17 protein-coding genes are annotated in these 17,358 nt (G+C 51.1%); 2 read left to right on the top strand and 15 right to left on the bottom strand.

The window, feature by feature from the left end:
* Positions 1-124: 124 nt before the first annotated feature.
* The 15 genes from trpB to OXG87_17465 form a co-directional block, all read right to left on the bottom strand.
* Positions 125-1,330: a tryptophan synthase subunit beta gene (gene trpB, locus OXG87_17535; GenBank protein MCY3871355.1), complete on the bottom strand. Its 1,206-nt coding sequence runs from the start codon at positions 1,328-1,330 to the stop codon at positions 125-127.
* 13 nt (positions 1,331-1,343) lie between these two features.
* Complete coding sequence (locus OXG87_17530) at positions 1,344-2,321, bottom strand: aldolase catalytic domain-containing protein (GenBank protein MCY3871354.1); 978 nt, start codon at positions 2,319-2,321, stop codon at positions 1,344-1,346.
* 58 nt (positions 2,322-2,379) lie between these two features.
* Positions 2,380-3,642 carry a tyrosine--tRNA ligase gene (tyrS, locus tag OXG87_17525; GenBank protein ID MCY3871353.1) on the bottom strand — a complete coding sequence of 421 codons (1,263 nt, stop codon included), beginning with the start codon at positions 3,640-3,642 and terminating at the stop codon, positions 2,380-2,382.
* A 21-nt stretch (positions 3,643-3,663) separates the two neighbouring features.
* The gene (locus OXG87_17520) at positions 3,664-4,269 is read right to left on the bottom strand and encodes a phosphoribosylanthranilate isomerase (GenBank protein ID MCY3871352.1); all 606 of its coding nucleotides are present in this window, start codon (positions 4,267-4,269) and stop codon (positions 3,664-3,666) included.
* Entirely contained in the window at positions 4,259-5,050 is a 792-nt protein-coding gene (trpC, locus tag OXG87_17515) for an indole-3-glycerol phosphate synthase TrpC (GenBank protein MCY3871351.1), read from the bottom strand. Before trpC ends, OXG87_17520 begins: the two co-directional genes overlap by 11 nt.
* A gap of 25 nt (positions 5,051-5,075) precedes the next feature.
* Entirely contained in the window at positions 5,076-6,140 is a 1,065-nt protein-coding gene (locus OXG87_17510) for a Gfo/Idh/MocA family oxidoreductase (GenBank protein MCY3871350.1), read from the bottom strand.
* A gap of 18 nt (positions 6,141-6,158) precedes the next feature.
* Complete coding sequence (trpD, locus tag OXG87_17505) at positions 6,159-7,172, bottom strand: anthranilate phosphoribosyltransferase (GenBank protein MCY3871349.1); 1,014 nt, start codon at positions 7,170-7,172, stop codon at positions 6,159-6,161.
* Between the two features lie 22 nt (positions 7,173-7,194).
* Complete coding sequence (locus OXG87_17500) at positions 7,195-7,758, bottom strand: aminodeoxychorismate/anthranilate synthase component II (protein ID MCY3871348.1); 564 nt, start codon at positions 7,756-7,758, stop codon at positions 7,195-7,197.
* Positions 7,755-9,230 carry an anthranilate synthase component I gene (gene trpE / locus OXG87_17495; GenBank protein ID MCY3871347.1) on the bottom strand — a complete coding sequence of 492 codons (1,476 nt, stop codon included), beginning with the start codon at positions 9,228-9,230 and terminating at the stop codon, positions 7,755-7,757. Before trpE ends, OXG87_17500 begins: the two co-directional genes overlap by 4 nt.
* 263 nt (positions 9,231-9,493) lie before the next feature.
* Entirely contained in the window at positions 9,494-10,264 is a 771-nt protein-coding gene (locus OXG87_17490) for an ABC transporter ATP-binding protein (protein MCY3871346.1), read from the bottom strand.
* A gap of 20 nt (positions 10,265-10,284) precedes the next feature.
* Positions 10,285-10,956 carry an FtsX-like permease family protein gene (locus OXG87_17485; GenBank protein MCY3871345.1) on the bottom strand — a complete coding sequence of 224 codons (672 nt, stop codon included), beginning with the start codon at positions 10,954-10,956 and terminating at the stop codon, positions 10,285-10,287.
* A gap of 86 nt (positions 10,957-11,042) precedes the next feature.
* Positions 11,043-11,762 carry a polyprenol monophosphomannose synthase gene (locus tag OXG87_17480; protein MCY3871344.1) on the bottom strand — a complete coding sequence of 240 codons (720 nt, stop codon included), beginning with the start codon at positions 11,760-11,762 and terminating at the stop codon, positions 11,043-11,045.
* Complete coding sequence (locus OXG87_17475) at positions 11,755-12,651, bottom strand: SDR family oxidoreductase (GenBank protein ID MCY3871343.1); 897 nt, start codon at positions 12,649-12,651, stop codon at positions 11,755-11,757. The genes OXG87_17480 and OXG87_17475 overlap by 8 nt, the downstream gene beginning before the upstream one ends.
* Entirely contained in the window at positions 12,651-14,123 is a 1,473-nt protein-coding gene (locus OXG87_17470) for a DUF255 domain-containing protein (protein MCY3871342.1), read from the bottom strand. The genes OXG87_17475 and OXG87_17470 overlap by 1 nt, the downstream gene beginning before the upstream one ends.
* A 111-nt stretch (positions 14,124-14,234) precedes the next feature.
* A complete protein-coding gene (locus OXG87_17465) occupies positions 14,235-14,498 on the bottom strand; it encodes a hypothetical protein (GenBank protein MCY3871341.1) in 264 nt (87 codons plus the stop codon).
* A 304-nt stretch (positions 14,499-14,802) separates the two neighbouring features.
* Between OXG87_17465 and OXG87_17460 the strand changes: the two genes are divergently transcribed.
* Both OXG87_17460 and OXG87_17455 read left to right on the top strand, forming a co-directional pair.
* Positions 14,803-15,867 carry a PorV/PorQ family protein gene (locus tag OXG87_17460; protein MCY3871340.1) on the top strand — a complete coding sequence of 355 codons (1,065 nt, stop codon included), beginning with the start codon at positions 14,803-14,805 and terminating at the stop codon, positions 15,865-15,867.
* A gap of 55 nt (positions 15,868-15,922) precedes the next feature.
* Positions 15,923-17,266, top strand: coding sequence for a PQQ-dependent sugar dehydrogenase (locus OXG87_17455; protein ID MCY3871339.1), 1,344 nt, complete (start codon positions 15,923-15,925; stop codon positions 17,264-17,266).
* Positions 17,267-17,358: the final 92 nt, after the last annotated feature.

Below are 17,358 nucleotides of genomic sequence, written 5' to 3'. Positions count from 1 at the left end.
CGCCGATCCAGTTCCAACACCACCTGATGCGTGGTATTTAAGTCTGGATCACCCGCCGTAATATACGCGACAAAGCCCGTTCTGTCCGCTTTTCTCAAGTCTTCAAACCGCCGTCCAATCCGCATCATCTCACTCCTTCGATAAACCGCGCCGCTTGCTGCACATCTTTGTCCCCGCGCCCCGATAAATTGACCACCACAATCTGATCTCGACTCATCTCGGGCGCCAACTTGCAAACATGGGCAATCGCGTGTGAACTCTCCAAAGCGGGAATAATCCCTTCGGTATGACTGAGCAACTCAAAAGCACTGAGTGCTTCCTCATCCGTCGCATACGTATAAGCCGTACGCGCCATATCTCGCAAATAACAATGCTCTGGCCCCACACCCGAATAATCGAGACCAGCCGATACCGAATGCGTCAATGAGATTTGTCCATCATCATCTTGCAACACATATATGCGCGCACCGTGCAAAACCCCCAAATCGCCACCATTAAACCGCGCAGCGTGCTCGCCAGACTCAATACCGTGACCGCCGGCCTCCACACCGATCATCTGGACATCGGCATCATCTAAGAAAGCGTGAAACAACCCGATAGAATTACTTCCCCCGCCCACACAGGCGACGAGCACATCGGGCAATTGACCTTCTCTCTCCAAAATTTGAGCACGAGCTTCAACGCCAATAACCCGCTGGAAATCGCGTACAATCATCGGATATGGATGCGGTCCCAAAACCGAACCAAAAATGTAAAACGTATCCTCCACATTGGTCACCCAGTCTCGAATGGCCTCGTTGATCGCATCCTTCAGCGTTTTGCTACCCGAATGGACACCCGTAACTTTCGCACCCAAAAGCCGCATGCGAAACACATTGAGCGCTTGCCGTTCCATATCTTCAACACCCATGTAAATTTCGCATTTGAGACCAAACATCGCCGCCACAGTTGCCGTTGCCACGCCGTGTTGTCCGGCGCCAGTCTCGGCAATAATCCGCGTTTTGCCCATTCTGTTGGCGAGCAAAATCTGCCCCATGGCATGATTGATTTTATGCGCCCCCGTATGGGCGAGGTCTTCGCGCTTGAGATAAATTTTAGGACCGCCGAGTTCTTCTGTCAACCGCTCGGCAAAATAAAGCGGCGTGGGCCGCCCGACGTAATCGCGCAAATATCGATCCAGTTCAGCCCAAAAACCGGGATCGCGCTTTGCCTCCCGGTAAGCCGCCTCCAGGTCTTCCAACAGCGCCATAAGCGTCTCGGGCACATACTGCCCACCATAAGGCCCAAAATGCCCTCGCGCATCGGGCAAATCACTCGCGTTTACAGCCATATTGTATATCCCCTTAAATATCACCAACTACGCGGTCGTAAAATGCCAGATACTCATCTCGGTCATCACCATCGAGCAACGCCATTGCCTCGCGGGGATGCTGGTTGTGCTGGCCTGTGATATTATAGGGCACCAGAGGTCCCCACATCATTTCGCTGCGCAACTTGACAAAATGATCTTCCAGCAACTTATAGACGGGGCGGATCTTAAATTTGGGATTTCGCAAAAAACCGAGCAACAATTCCATGGGACAATTGCCCGCACCTCGGCCCAATCCATCCACTGTGGCATCGACCCGATTGGCCCCTAAAATAATGGCCTCAATAGTATTGGCAAATGCCAGTTGCTGGTTATTGTGCGCGTGAATACCCACCTCTTTGCCCGAACTCTTGGTCGCCTCCATGTATTTTCGCACGAGCATATCGACCTGCTCGCGATACAGCGCACCGAAACTATCCACAACGCAAATCGTGCCCACAGGCGTTTGCATCAACACCTCTAACGCCTGATCAATCTCGACATCTTGCACCGTCGAAATCGCCATAATATTACAACTCGTTTCATACCCCTTCTCGTGGGCATCGAGCAACATTTCAACAGTCTCGGGAATCTGTTCGACATAACACGCCACGCGCACCATATCGACCACGCTCTCGCTGGCCGGCAGAATATCTTCAGCCCAATCGCTCTTGCCCGCATCCGCCATAATTGCGAGTTTCATCCCCGTCGCTTCGGGATCGTGATCCCCGGTAATTTTGCGAATATCCTCTTCATCGCTGTGGCGGAACGCACCAAAATCTCTTTTGGGGAACATCTCTTTAGAGTTTCGGTACCCAATTTCCATATAGTCAACACCTGCCGCGACACATGTTTCATACACGGCTTTCACAAAATCATCATCAAAATGATGGTCATTCATCAAACCGCCATCGCGGATCGTACAATCGAGTACCTTGAGTTCCGGACGGTAGGTAATCCAGGGTGCTTTCATAAAAAAATCCTTCCTTTGGGTTAAATAGTTAGTAAACAATCTACATGCATTTGCCTAATCACGCCAACCACCTCACCAGAAAGTAGCGGCGTTTGCCGCGGCGCATCACCAGATATTTGCCAGCCAGTCTTTCAGACGGCTTTAAGACATGACTCACATCTGTACAGCGTTCTCCATTAATATAAATAGCACCGGTCCTGATATCTTCGCGCGCCTGTCGTCTGGACGAAGAAATTCGCGCATCCACGAGCAAATCGATCAAGCCCACTTCGTCAACTCCTTTGAGCGCGTAAGACGGCACATCGCTAAATCCTTCTGCAATCTCCTGTTCATTCAAATCCCGCAAATTGCCGTAAAACAGCGCCTCGGAAATATGCACGGCGCGATCCTTTGCGCCTGCGCCGTGGATAAAAGTCGTCACCTCTTCGGCCAGCACGCGCTGCGCCTCGCGCTTCTCGGGTCGCGCCTCCACCTCTCGTTCCAATTCCTCTATGCGTTCGCGGCTCAAAAAAGTGAACAACTTCAAAAATTTCACCACATCGCGATCCGCTGCATTCACCCAAAACTGATAAAATTGATAGGGCGATGTCTTCTCGGGATCGAGCCATAACGTACCCGTCTCGGTCTTGCCAAACTTCGTCCCATCCGACTTTTCCAGCAAAGGGAAAGTCAACCCATACACCGTCTTATTGAGCATGCGCCGACACAACTCTATGCCCGCCGTAATATTGCCCCACTGATCGCTACCCCCGATCTGAAGCTCACAGCCATACTTTCTGTTCAATTCCATAAAATCATACGCCTGCAAAACCATATAACTAAATTCGGTAAACGAAATCCCGGTTGAAAGACGCGACGACACCGACTCTTTGCCCAGCATATATCCCATTGAAAAGTGTTTGCCCACATCGCGCAAAAATTCAATCGTACGCAACTCCGAAAGCCAGGTATAATTGCTCACCATCAGCGCCGGATTGTCCCTGGTCTCAAAATCCAGATACTTTTCCAATTGCGCGCGCTGGCACTCCGTATATGCCTGCACTACCTCCAGTGAATTCAACTGCCGCTCTTCTGCTTTCCCACTCGGATCGCCAATCAATCCCGTGCCCCCGCCCACGAGTGCAATGGGCTTGTGCCCCGCATCTTGAAAGCGACGCAATCCCATAATGGGAACCAGACTGCCCGCGTGCAGGCTATCGGCAGTGGGGTCAAATCCACAATACAATGTCATCTGCCCCTCTGCCAAACGCCTGCGGAGCTTATCCTCATCTGTCATCTGAAAAATATAGCCACGAAATGCCAAATCGTCTAACACATCCACGTTTTTATCTCCATATTCATATCACGCCTTTGCGCGCGCCAAAAAATCCTTCACTTTTTTGTGATCCTTCTTCCCCGGCTCGACTTCTACGCCACTACTCGTATCCACCGCATAGGGACCAACTCGTTCAATCGCCTCCTGAACATTATCCGGATTTAACCCACCGGCAAGAATAATGCGCCCATACTCTTTTGCCTCCACCGCCTTTGTCCAGTCAAATGTCTCCCCCGTACCACCATAAAAACCCGCTCTCTCTGTATCCAATAAGAATGTATTGACCAGATACGACCCCATCGTCTGCACATCAAAATCGCGTCCTACGCGAAGCGCGCGAATCACCGGCACCGCATGCCCCAGACATGCTTCGGGAGGCTCATCCCCGTGCAATTGAATCGCCCGAAGCCCCGCCAACTTCACGGCAACGTCAATCTCTCGTTCCGATGCATTCACAAACACCCCTACGGGAGTCACAAATGGCGGCAAATCAAAAACAATTTCTCCGGCTTTCTCGGGCGCGATATAGCGAAGGCTCTTCTCGTAAAAATTAAACCCCAGGGCATCTGCACCGTGATCAACCGCACACAACGCATCATCCCGATTTGTAACACCGCAAATTTTAGCTCGCATGCCCTATCAACTCCTGCAACCTGGCGGCAATATCCGGTTCGCGCATCAAACTCTCGCCCACCAGCACGGCATCTGCGCCCGCATCTCGAAGCGCGACAACATCTTCGCGCGTATAAATACCGCTCTCACTCACCTTCAACACGTCATCGGGAATATAATCGATCAACCCATAAGTCGTACCCAGAGACGTATCAAAAGTCTTCAAATTCCGATTGTTAATCCCAACAATCTCTGCCCCAGCATCGAGCGCGACCATCAGTTCTTCTCTCTCGTGCACTTCCACCAGCGCATCCAGACCCAGCGCACGGCTCGTCGCTATAAATGAGGACAATTCTCGAGGCGTTAAAATCGACACAATCAACAACACAGCCGAAGCCCCAATCGCGCGCGCCTCGTAAATCTGATAGGGATCAATCGTGAAATCCTTTCGCAAAATGGGCCGATCGACAACCATTGAAATCTGAGCCAAATAATCCGCCGACCCCTGAAAAAATTTCTCATCCGTCAATACCGAAAGCGCCGAAGCCCCATTCTCCACATAAATTTTCGCAATATCCACCGCGTCAAAATCCCCGCGGATCACGCCCTTAGAGGGCGACGCCTTTTTCACCTCGGCGATCACAGCAATATCATCCCCATCCACCAGCCCATCAAAAAAAGAAGGCGGCTCTGGCGCATCTTCGGCCAACTGCGCCATCTCTTCAAACGGCTTCTGTCCCACACACCCGGCGAGAAACCTGCGTTTATACGCCACAATCTTGTCGAGAATATTGCCAGCCATAAAGTCCCACCATCCTCAGACAGAGCTAAAGCCACGACCGCGGATCGGGAACAGACACCCATCCATCTTCGCGCACCGCCTGCAACCCCACAATACCGGGCAGTGTCATATCCAGCGCCTGCATCAAATCTACCGGCGGTGGCGATCCGTTCGCAACTGCCTGCACAAAATCCAGAACAATGAGCATACTCGTTTTGCCGTGCCCTGCACCGAGCGCGTCCGAAAACTGGGACAACTCGGGATGGTGGCATTCTTCGCGCGTCACCTGCTCCTTATTCCCCACCGAATAATAACACACCGTTCGCGCTTCGCGAAATCGCCCCGTCTCGAAAGAACCCTCATCGCCATAAAAACTCAAAAAATGGCTCATCCCATGCACATTCTGAAACGAATTTGTCAACCTGAACACCGCGCCTTCTTCAGTTCGGAACAAAGCCGTCTGTACCCAATCTGCTTCATACCCCTCTAAAAACTCATCTCGTCCTGATGCCGAAACAGCCATGACCTCAACCAGACGATCACCCGTCATATTCAGATACGGCGATGTCCCATGTGTCGGATAAAGAAGGGGTTGTAAACTATTCCGCCAGGTAGGCCGTCCATCGGGATGTCGCCTCAACGCTTTTAGACCGTGAATATACTCGGCCTCGGCATAGTAAATACGCCCCAGTTTCTGCGACTCATAAAGCGACCTCGCACGCACCACACTGGGCTCATAAACCCAATTCTCTGCCATCATATAAATGCGGTCACTTTCTGAAACAACCTCGACCAATGCCTTTGCCTCATCCATAGTCAGCGCAGCGGGCACGGCACACAAAACGTGCTTACCGGCCCGAATCGCTCGAATCACATGTTCTGCATGAAGCGGCGCGGGCGTAAAAATAGCCACCGCATCAATCCGTTCATCGGCGACCAGACCATCAAAAGCCGCATAACAAACATCGACACCCAACTGCTCTTTTGCCTCGTCCCGTCTCTCCTGTTGGATATCACAAACAGCGACCAAATCAGTCTCGTCATACGCATCAAACACCCGTGCCCAGGACATGCCAAATCGCAAACCAGCAACACCTACAGAGAGAGCCATTTTACTTCACCTCCAGAATCATTCCCGACTCGCCGCGACCAGACCCTCCAACTTCTCCAACGCCTTACCCGAATCAATCACTTCAGCCGCGACCTGCACGCCTTCATTGAGATCACGCGCCTTATCGCCCGCCACAATTGCCGCCGCCGCATTCAACAACACAATATCTCGCCGAGGACCTTCTTCACCATTCAGAATCGACCGCGTAATCTCCGCATTATAATCGGCATCTCCACCTTTTAGCGCATCGGCTGGAGCCTGCATCAGCCCAAAGTCCCCAGGTGATACGTCATACGTCGAAACCGATCCATTCTTCAATTCACTCACCCTCGTCGGACCCGTCAAGGTCATCTCATCTAAACCATCCGAACCGTGAACCACAAACGCCCGCTCCGATCCCAGAGTCCCCAAAACACCTGCAAGTGTCTCGGTCAATGCCGCGCTGTACACACCGACCACCTGCCGCGTTGCACCCGCTGGATTGCTCAGCGGTCCCAGCGCATTGAAAATTGTCCGCGCACCAATTTCCCGACGCGGTCCAATCGCGTATTTCATCGCCCCATGTAACGAAATAGCAAACAAAAACCCAATCCCCACATCGTCCAGACACCTGCTCACCGTCTCGGGCGATGCCTCAATATTCACACCCAATGCACCCAGCACATCCGCGCTACCACACTGACTCGTCGCCGCGCGATTGCCGTGTTTGGCCACACACAAACCCGCTCCCGCAGCGACAAATGCCGCCGTTGTCGAAATATTAAACGTGCCTGAATGATCGCCCCCCGTGCCACAGGTATCGACAATCACATCGTGCTTTGTCGCAATAGGCGTTGCCTTCTCGCGCATCACAGACGCGGCCCCGGCAATCTCATCGACACTCTCGCCCTTCACGCGCAGCGCAATTAAAAACGCGCCGATCTGCGCATCCGTCGCCTCGCCCGACATAATCTGATCCATCGCATCCGTCATCTCACCCCGGCTCAAATCCGCACCTTCAATCGCTTTTGCAATCGCCTCTTGTATGTTCATACTCATCTCCTCAGCTAACAAATCACGCATCGAGAAAATTTTGCAGCAAATTCTTGCCTTCACCCGTCAAAATCGATTCTGGGTGAAACTGCACGCCATCCACCGCCATATCTCGATGGCGCAAGCCCATAATCACGTCATCATCGGTCTCTGCCGTAATTTCCAAACAATCGGGCAAACTCTCTCGCTCGACCACCAGCGAATGGTAGCGCGTGGCAATAAACGGCTCGGGTAATCCCTGAAAAATAGACTTCCCCGTATGATGAATCTCCGACACCTTCCCGTGCATAATTGTCGGCGCGCCCACAATTTTTCCACCAAACGCCTGCCCAATGGACTGATGCCCCAGACAAACCCCTAAAATCGGAATTTCCCCCGCAAAATGCTGTACCAAAGCCACGGAAATCCCCGCTTCATTCGGCGTGCAGGGACCGGGAGAAATAACGATCTTCTCGGGTGCGATATCCGCAATATCTTCAAGTGAGATCTGATCATTGCGATGCACCACCAGATCCGCACCCAGTTCCCCGAGATATTGAACGAGGTTATAAGTAAAAGAATCGTAGTTATCAATGACGAGAATCACAACAACTCTCCCCCTTCAGCCATCTCTACTGCCCGAAACAGTGCCCGAGCTTTGTTCACGGTCTCCTGATATTCGTATTCCGGCTCGGAATCGAACACCACGCCACCTCCTGCCTGCACATACGCTTTGCCATCCTTAATCACCAGCGTGCGAATGGCAATACACGTATCCATATTGCCCGCAAAATCGATATAACCCACCGCACCGGCATAAGGCCCGCGGCGCGTTGGCTCCATCTCGTCGATAATCTCCATCGCTCGAATTTTTGGCGCGCCCGACACCGTACCAGCCGGATAACAGGCAAAAAGCGCGTCCAGCGCATCGACACCCTCGTGCAATTCGCCGCGCACATTCGAAACGATATGCATCACATGCGAATACCGTTCAATCGTCATCTGCTCGGTCACGCGCACCGTATCAAACCTTGAGACGCGCCCCACATCATTGCGTCCCAAATCCACCAGCATAATATGCTCGGCGCATTCTTTTTTATCTGCCAGCAACTCCTGTGCCAGCACCTGATCCTCCGCCTCTGTTTTACCGCGCCACCGCGTACCCGCAATAGGTCGCACCTGCACCACCCCGTCCTCTACCCTGACGAGCAACTCGGGCGACGCGCCCACGAGTTGATGATCTTTCAAATCGACGTGAAACATATAAGGCGACGGATTCACCGTCCGCAACGCCCGATAAATATCCAGTGCATCCACCGTCACATCCATTGCAAAGCGCTGCGAAGGCACCACCTGGAAAATATCACCTGCCACAATGTATTCCCTGCAACGCGCCACCACATCCATATACGCTTCTTTGCTCGTATTTGAAGTCACGACACACGAACTCATGCCCGGTTTCAGAGACGCATCCACCGGTTGCGCCAGTACCTCAATAAGTGTATCGATCCGTTTGACTGCATCCTCGTAATTCGCCTCTATATCGCCCTCTGTATGCACATTGGCCATCACATGCACTTTGTGCGTCACATTGTCAAACGCCAGCACCGAATCGTAAAAGGAAAAAAATATATCGTCAAGATCGAGATCGTCTTCAACCGTCTCGGGAATGCGCTCAATCAAACGCACGGCATCGTAACTCACATAGCCCACAGCACCGCCTGTAAATCGAGGAAACCCCTCCATATGTTGCGAATGATATTTTCTTAACAACCCCCGCAATACCTCAATAGGCTCCCCATTAAATAGTCGAAGCTCACCCGTCGTCGCATATTCAACCGAAATTTTTGTTCCGCGCGAACGAAAAACCAAAAACGGATCCACGCCCAAAAACGAATACCGCCCAATCTGCTCGCCGCCCACCACGCTTTCAAACAAAAACGCATGCGATGACTTTGCGCGAATTTTCAAATAGGCCGAAACGGGCGTCTCTGTATCCGCGAGAATTTCTCTTGAAATGGGAACGAGACCACAGCCTTTGCTCAACTTCTCGACAGTTTTGAGATCGGGTTGAATCACTGGAAAATCCTTGAAAAAATAAAAAAGGTCGTGAGCAGTTTGCCCACGACCTCGTACTTTTATTCACTTACATCACATTTAAAACGCAGGACAAACCACACTCTTGGACGGGCGGCGATAATAATAATATCGGCCGTCAAATCGACGCCAAAAATACCAGAAGCAGGTTGCAAAAGCGTTCATCACACCAAATTCCTTAAATAACTCTTAAATATCGGACGCGCCAAAAATAACAAATTCTAAAACAGTGTCAAGAGAGAAGTTTATTCATGACCGTCAATCGTGCCCACCTCAATTTTCAATTCATCGCGGTCAATAATGCGATCTACGCGGCCATCGCGCACCCACACCACGCGGTCGGATACCGACAGCATCTTGTGATCGTGCGTCGCTGAAATCACAGTCACGCCCGACTCCTCGTTCATCTGGCGCAACAGTTCAATAATCTCCCGCCCCGTATTCAAATCGAGATTTCCAGTAGGCTCGTCAGCCAGAATGATCGCAGGGTCGTTGGCAAAGGCCCGCGCAACAGCCACGCGCTGTTGCTGCCCACCTGAAAGCTCAAAAGGTTTGTGCATCACGCGCTCGCCCAGACCCACCTGTGTCAACAATTCCACGCCCTTGTCGCGCGCCTCGTCGCTCGTCAGGCCGGCAAACACCATCGGCAGGGTCACATTCTCAAGCGCTGTCATCACCGGAATCAAATTATAAGATTGAAAAATATAACCGATCTTTCGACAGCGCAACCACGCGAGTTCATAAGCGTCGAGTTGGGCGACATCTACATCGTCGATATAAACCTTGCCCTCGGTCGGCTTGTCCAATCCCCCCACCATATTAAACAGGGTACTCTTTCCCGAACCAGAAGGTCCCATGATGGACAGATATTCGCCCTGTGTCACTTCCAGATCCACACCTTTGAGTGCGTGAATCTGCTCATCGCCCATTATGTACACCTTCTTCACATCTTGCGTGCGTACAACCGTTGCTTCTTCGGCCTCTCCATTTGTCTCTATTTTTTCTTCAGCAGCCATAAAGCACCTCACAATCAGATTTAGACTTCCAACGACATCGCATCGACCGGCTCCATCTTGGCAGCGCGATAGGCCGGCAAAATACCGCCAATCAGCGACAAAACAGAACCAATAACAATAGCCTTACCACCATCTTCAAGAATCTGAGTCAGGGGAAGATGATCGAAAATCACCGTGCCAAAACTCGACATATTGAGCAATGCAGTCAGCAAAAACCCAATGATCACGCCAATAATCGTGCCTGCTGTACCCATAAACGTCGATTCGAGAATAAACAGTTTAATAATAAATCCGTCCAATGCACCCATACACTTCATGGTACCAATCTCGCGAAACCGCTCGGTAACAGACATCAGCATGGCATTGGCAATACCCACCAAACACACGAGCAGTGACAACACCACCAGCCATGCATCCTTCGACCGCTGCTGCATTGCGGCGGCACTATCGGGATCAATTTCAACACCCTTTTGTTGCAAGATCAAGTTGATCTTGGGATCGCTGGCAGCCATCAAACCGTCAATAATGGAATTGCCCGCCCAAATCGACATCAAAAAAGCGATAGCAAGCACAATACCACTCACCGTAATCAAAGACCGGCCAAATCGAATCTTAACGCTATTAAAACTGATCTCCACCGCTTTGGAAAGCGGAAGAGATATCTGGGTATTGAGTTCGTGCTGCACGGCCATAAACGCCTCCAGTTTCAAAAGAAAATGCACAAATCAATGCTCAACATAAAAGCCAATTGTTCCTATGTCAAGCCAAAATACAAGAATTATTTATTATCGGCGTTGCTCTTTTTTGAAAAAATATAGAATGTCAACAATTGCTTGAGAAACAAATAGTACTCAGTCCAGTTCAACTTACTACTGCTGTATTGCCGGTTGCGAAACACAAAGGGCGCTTCAATAAAAGATTTATAATGTCCCTTAACCAGAATCTCCAGCAAAATTTTATACCCCGGCGAAGTCAATACCAGGTCTTTAATAACGCGCCGATGTAAGAAAAAATAGCCCGATAGTGGGTCTTGCACACCGGTTAATTGCCGCGCGAGAAATACTCCCAATTGGGAAATAGTCCTGCGATACCAGGCCCATTGTTCGACGTGACTCTCCGAATCAAATCGGCTACCAATAGCCAGATCGTGATTCCGCAACCCGTAAATGAGTTGAGGCAAAACAATGGGATCGTGGCTCAAATCGGCATCCATCACCCCTAAGAGATCCCGCTCTGCCCGCTCAAACCCGGCCATCACGGCACTGCCCAATCCCAATTTTCCGGCGCGGTGAACCACCTGTACCGGATAGCGATCCACAAGTGATTCGGCCACCTCTCCCGTGCCATCGGGCGAATTGTCATCGACCACTATTAACTCGAGATCAATGTCGGGATAGTCTTTCAGAACGTCGAATATTTCTTCTACCAACAAAGAAATGTTCTCGCGCTCGTTGTAAGTGGGTGTAATCAGAGAAATGCGGAGTGTATTATCAGACATAGGTATTAGCGATCTTGTGAAAAACGCCCTTTAATTGCCTCAAATTATACTCAAAAGAGGCAGGTACAATATCACATAATGCTCTGGCAAGTGTGGTTGTCAACCCCGCTCGCAACGGGCGCTGTGCAAGTTGCCCAAATTCTGCGGACGTTATGGAAGACACCAGCGACAAGTCAAGCCCCATCACAGCACATATCCGCTCGACCATTTCAAAGCGCGTCAAAAAATCCACCCCACCAAAATGCACCACGCCGCGGAAGTCAGTGCGGCACAGTTTTAAAATAAATGCGGCGAGTTCATCGACAAAAGTAGGATTTGCCCACTCGTCTATCACCACGCGAATCGCCTCGCGTCTTGCCAGCGATGAAATGGCCCAGGTCACAAAATTGGACCGACAAGACGGGCGAAAACCGTACAATACCGCCGTTCGCACCACAATGCCGGGACAAAGTGCATTCAGCAAAATAACTTCGCTTTCCAACTTGGTCTGTCCATACGCATTCACCGGATGTGCTTCATCGCCCTCGCCATAAGGCCCTTTCTCTCCATCAAACACATAATTGGTCGATAAGTTCACCAGACCACATCCAACCCGTTCACACGCTTGAACCAGATTGCGCGTTCCATCGACGTGTATCGCACGCGCAAGCGCGGGATTTCGCTCACATACATCAACGCTCGTCATAGCTGCAGAATTGATCACCCACTGGGGGCGCACCTGTGCCACCACCTCGTGTACCAAATCGGGCCGCGTCAAATCCACGACGAGATGACCTTTTTGACCGCTGCGCGACGCAGGTGCCCGCTCCCAATCATCGCAGGATGCATCGCAAAGCGCCTGCCCCAAAAAGCCCGATGCGCCGATAATGAGCAACCGATTATTAGCCATTAGTTTTCGCTTTCTCGCACAAATAAAACCAATGCGCGATTCAGTGCGCCGGCATATCCGATGCGATCTATATTGGGCCCAATCAGAGCGGTCAAAATCGCTTTGGCCCGATCTCGATAGCGCGGCATCTGCGTATGTACAAAAAGCCGCATAAAAACCTGCGCTGCTACGCCATTTCCCGAAGGCAACCACCGATCAATAGCGGGCAATAGCGCGACATCGGCCTCGGGCATTCGGTCTCTCAAAGCACCCGAAGAATCGGCAAAAGTCGTCATCACCCGATCTGCATGCGCCCGCGCAAATAACAAATCGGCCTCGCGTTTCTGCACCTCGTACAAATCGAGGGCCGCGCGGATGATTAAAACCTGATCCACCAAAAAATGGGGAGCACTCAAAGATCGCGCGTGGGCAAACAGGCTATCTTCCTGTACAAATCGCGTCTTAACCGCTTCAAAAATTCGCCGCCCAGCATCTAAAAAACGCGTTTCTCGAGTCTCGATAAACGCCGCGCACAAACCCGAAACTGCCAGCGCATTCCAGCCCGAATAAATCTCTGTATCCCGCAATACATTTCCAGCCTGATCTCGAAAGCCAGCCAGCCCGGCTCCCAACAAAACATCGCCAGATACAGCAAACTGTTCCAGCACCGCATCGGCCAGATTGCGAGACAAATTTACCCGTGCAAACGCCCGCAATAATTGAGCATTGACCGCCATGTGTTTTTCCGCATCAATCACAGGCCCGCGATGCGTTAATACCCCCAACACATAAACGCCATCTGTATCGCGCCGCGCGCTATGTGCAAAATTGACCAAAGGCGAATCAATACCCACTTCTGCAAGCGCGAGAAGACCTTCGATCCCTGGATCAAAACCGCTTTTTACTACCGATTTCAAACTATCGCGCACGCGGTGCAAAAGCGCTGTACTGGGTTCGATACGAGGGCGCGGATCTTTCTTTTTTTCGAGTTCCGCTCGCCGCTTCAACTCTGCCCGCTGCTCCTCGAGCCTGACGAGCCTATCGGGATTATCGTACAAAATTTGCACCCACCGCAACAGATCTATCATATCATCGGGGTCGAGATAGGTGCTACCCGTTATCCAGCGTTCATCGGGCGTTAAAAAAGAGAGAGATGGAACCCCGCCCAGACCAAAATGCTCAAACAAGTCGGGTCGTTGATCAGCATCAACCCATATCGGCAGCGTGTAACGCGCAATAGCCCGCGCAATTTCTGAATTTTCAAAACATCTCGCTGCCAGATCGCGGCACCAAACCGATCGCTGTGTATAAAAAAATAATAAGATGGGGCGCCCGATGATTCGGGCAGAATCTCTTTGGCTCCATGTCCGCCAGCTTATTTTCCCGCCATCCAACGCCGTTACATCTAATTTTGCTGTCTCATTTCCACCACCACATGCACCAGATAAAAACCCAAACACAAGCGCGATCCAGATATTACATAAATTTTGCAAAAAAAAATTTGGAACTCGTTGCATGGGTAAACGTCTAAACCGTTCAAAAAAGGCTTGACACATGGGCAGGATTTGCTGAAGTTCTAAAATACTTTAGAAACGGGGAAAAGACTATTGAGGCGCGAATTTTTCTATTGAGATGGCTTCATCGATCAACATAATGGGAATCGCGTCCTGAATGGGATATAAAAAGACGCGATCTTCGCGCACCAGGCCTCCATCAATTGGCTGTTCAATTTTTTGTCCGCCCCGGTTTTTAACCTCGCCTCTTTCAATCGCGCTATTGATGGTATCAATCAGCGGTTGATCGGCCAATTTCACGGGCGTTTTGTTCTCTGGACAGGCCAAAATATCGAGTAAGTCCCTATCAATCACGGTTCTCCCCCTTTATCGGAAAAATTCGTGGTCTGAAAATAGTCAACACGCGAGTCTCAAACAAGCGGTTTTTTGATTTTATCTCACCATTAATCAGGGAATTTGTCTATCGCATCACCGCTAAAGCGCTGTTTTTTATATCAGTAAAATCTCATCGGCCATTTTATCCGATATCCGAGATGTGTCTGCTTTAGCGCGCGATGTTAGAATGCCCCCCGGTTGGCGGCGCGTTCACACGCGCTCACGACCGGGTTTTTTCATATTTTGCGGGCTTTCCGGTCAATTCCTATAAAGGAGAATTCCCATGAAACACCGCCTTCTCGCCCTGTTCGCGCTTGGTATTGGCCTGATCAGCACCCCAGCTGATGCAACGCCAGAAAGCCATGCCGCAGCCACTTTTTTGTTGTTCGCACCATCGGCTCGTGCAGCGGGCATGGGCAATGCGTACGTCGCTATTGCCGATGACGCCAATGCGACGTACTACAACCCCGCCGCACTGGCCTCATTGCAAATTCACAGTCTCAGCACCACCCTTTACAAACCCGTTCCCCGACTGGCTGGAGACATCTTTTCGTCATTCGGTGCTTACACACACCCCTTTAGTGGCATTGGCAATCTGGGATACAGCCTCATTTACAGTTCTTTGGGCGAACAACAACGCACAGATGAAGAGGGAAACCTTTTAGGTACATTTAAAAGCTATGGCATGGCCCTGGGTGTATCTTATGGCACGCATCTCTTCAAAAATCTGGCACTGGGCATAACCGTTAAGTTCATCCATGAAAATCTCTCCGACATAGGTGCGGGTATTGAACAGGGCAAAGGGACAGCGACTTCTTTTGCCGGAGACATAGGCCTCATGTGGACAGCTACAGATCGGCTTACCTTCGGCAGCGTGTTGCGCAATGTCGGTCCAAACATGACGTTTATCGATGCCGACCAGGCAGATCCACTGCCACAAAATTTCGTTTTTGGCATTGCATACAAACTGCTCAAAAACAACTCGTCTTCTCTGATGCTCACCACGGATGTTTACAAACCCCTCGCCTCTGATAATTTCTTCTCCTTTATTTCGGGCTGGAACGATGACACCTTTGGCTGGAAGCCCAATCCGGGCGGCAATGGTTTTACGGAATTTGACGACATGGACTACCGCGTCGGTATTGAATGGATGTACCAGCTTTCTGAAGATTCGGCTTTTGCCCTGCGCAGTGGCTACTCCTATGACAAAGATGGCAAACGCAACTTCCCCACCTTTGGACTTGGCTTGAAATACAACTGGGCAAATTTCGATATCTCATATTTTGTGCCAACTGAAGATACGCCTGCCAGCAATACATTCCGCTTCACGGGTGGATTTATATTTTAATCCTCCGGGTTCAGAAACCGGCTCCCCTTGCGACGAAGACATCAGTTGAAATACAATGCTAAATCTCTTGAGATATAATACCAAACCTCGCCTTCTCGCGCTCGGTATCGCCAGTTTGATAAACCTCACACTCTTAATTTCGTCTCTTTTTTCTCAAAATAGCAGCCCCCCTTCTTCGGATTTTAATGGCAATGGTGTTGTCGATTTCCCCGACTTCTTGCTATTTGTCACCGCGTTCGGATCTCAAGCGGGTCAAGATCGCTACGATGCGAAATACGATCTGGATGGCAATGGCGAAATTGCATTTGACGATTTTCTGCTATTTGTCGATAGCTTTGCGGCATCGTCACAGCCACCACCACCCAGCGATCCACGCCTGACGCGAATTGAACTACCTGAAGGATTCCACATTCGCATATACGCCGAAGGGATAACTGGCGCTCGCTCGATGAGCCTCAGCCCCAGCGGAACCCTGTTTGTCGGCACCCGCCCCAGCGGTCGCGTGTATGCACTGCGCGACGAAGATGGCGACTACAAAGCAGAGCGCGTCATCATCCTCGCCCGCGACCTGAATAACCCCAATGGCGTCGCCGTCAAAGATGGCAACCTGTACGTAGCCGAAATCAACCGCATCCTGCGCTATCGCAACATCGAAGCACAACTCGACAACCCGCCGCAGCCTGAAATTGTCAACGACGCTTTCCCCACGAATCGATCGCACGGCTGGAAATTCATTCGCTTTGGACCCGACGGCTTGCTGTACGTACCGGTCGGCGCGCCGTGCAACATCTGCAATCGCGGCGATCCTTACGCCTCAATCGGAAGATTGGATGCCAATGGCAACTTCAGCATCATAGCGCGGGGCATTCGCAACACCGTCGGCTTCGATTGGCACCCGGAAACGGGCGAACTGTGGTTCACAGACAATGGAAGAGACAGGATGGGCGACGATGTGCCACCGGATGAACTGAACAGAATAACCGTCGAGGGCCAGCACTTCGGTTATCCCTACTGCCACGGCACCAACATCGCCGATCCCGTATTCGGCGATCAGCGTAGCTGCGGCGAGTTCGTCGCGCCGGTCCAGAATCTCGGTCCGCACGTAGCGGCTCTTGGCATGCGCTTCTACACTGGCGACATGTTTCCAGAGGAGTACCGCAATCAGATCTTCATCGCCGAACACGGATCCTGGAATCGCAGTAGCAAGATCGGCTACCGCGTTACCCTGGTGCGTCTAAATGGCAACAGGGCGGTCAGCTACGAACCCTTCGCAAAAGGCTGGCTACAGGGCGAATCGAACTGGGGCAGGCCAGTCGATGTACTCGTCATGCCCGACGGTTCTCTGCTGGTATCGGACGACCAGGCCGGTCTCATCTACCGCATCAGCTATTCTCACTAATCTCGCATTATGAATCTGAACAGACGCTTGACTATGACCCTCCTGCGCGGATGCTCAATCCTCCTGTATCTTGTAGCTCTTTTTCTACAGCC

It is taken from the genome of Gemmatimonadota bacterium, from assembly GCA_026706845.1.
Lineage (GTDB): Bacteria > Latescibacterota > UBA2968 > UBA2968 > UBA2968 > VXRD01.
The sequence above is the reverse complement of the archived record's forward strand: the minus strand, read 5'-3'. Positions and strand labels throughout refer to the sequence as shown.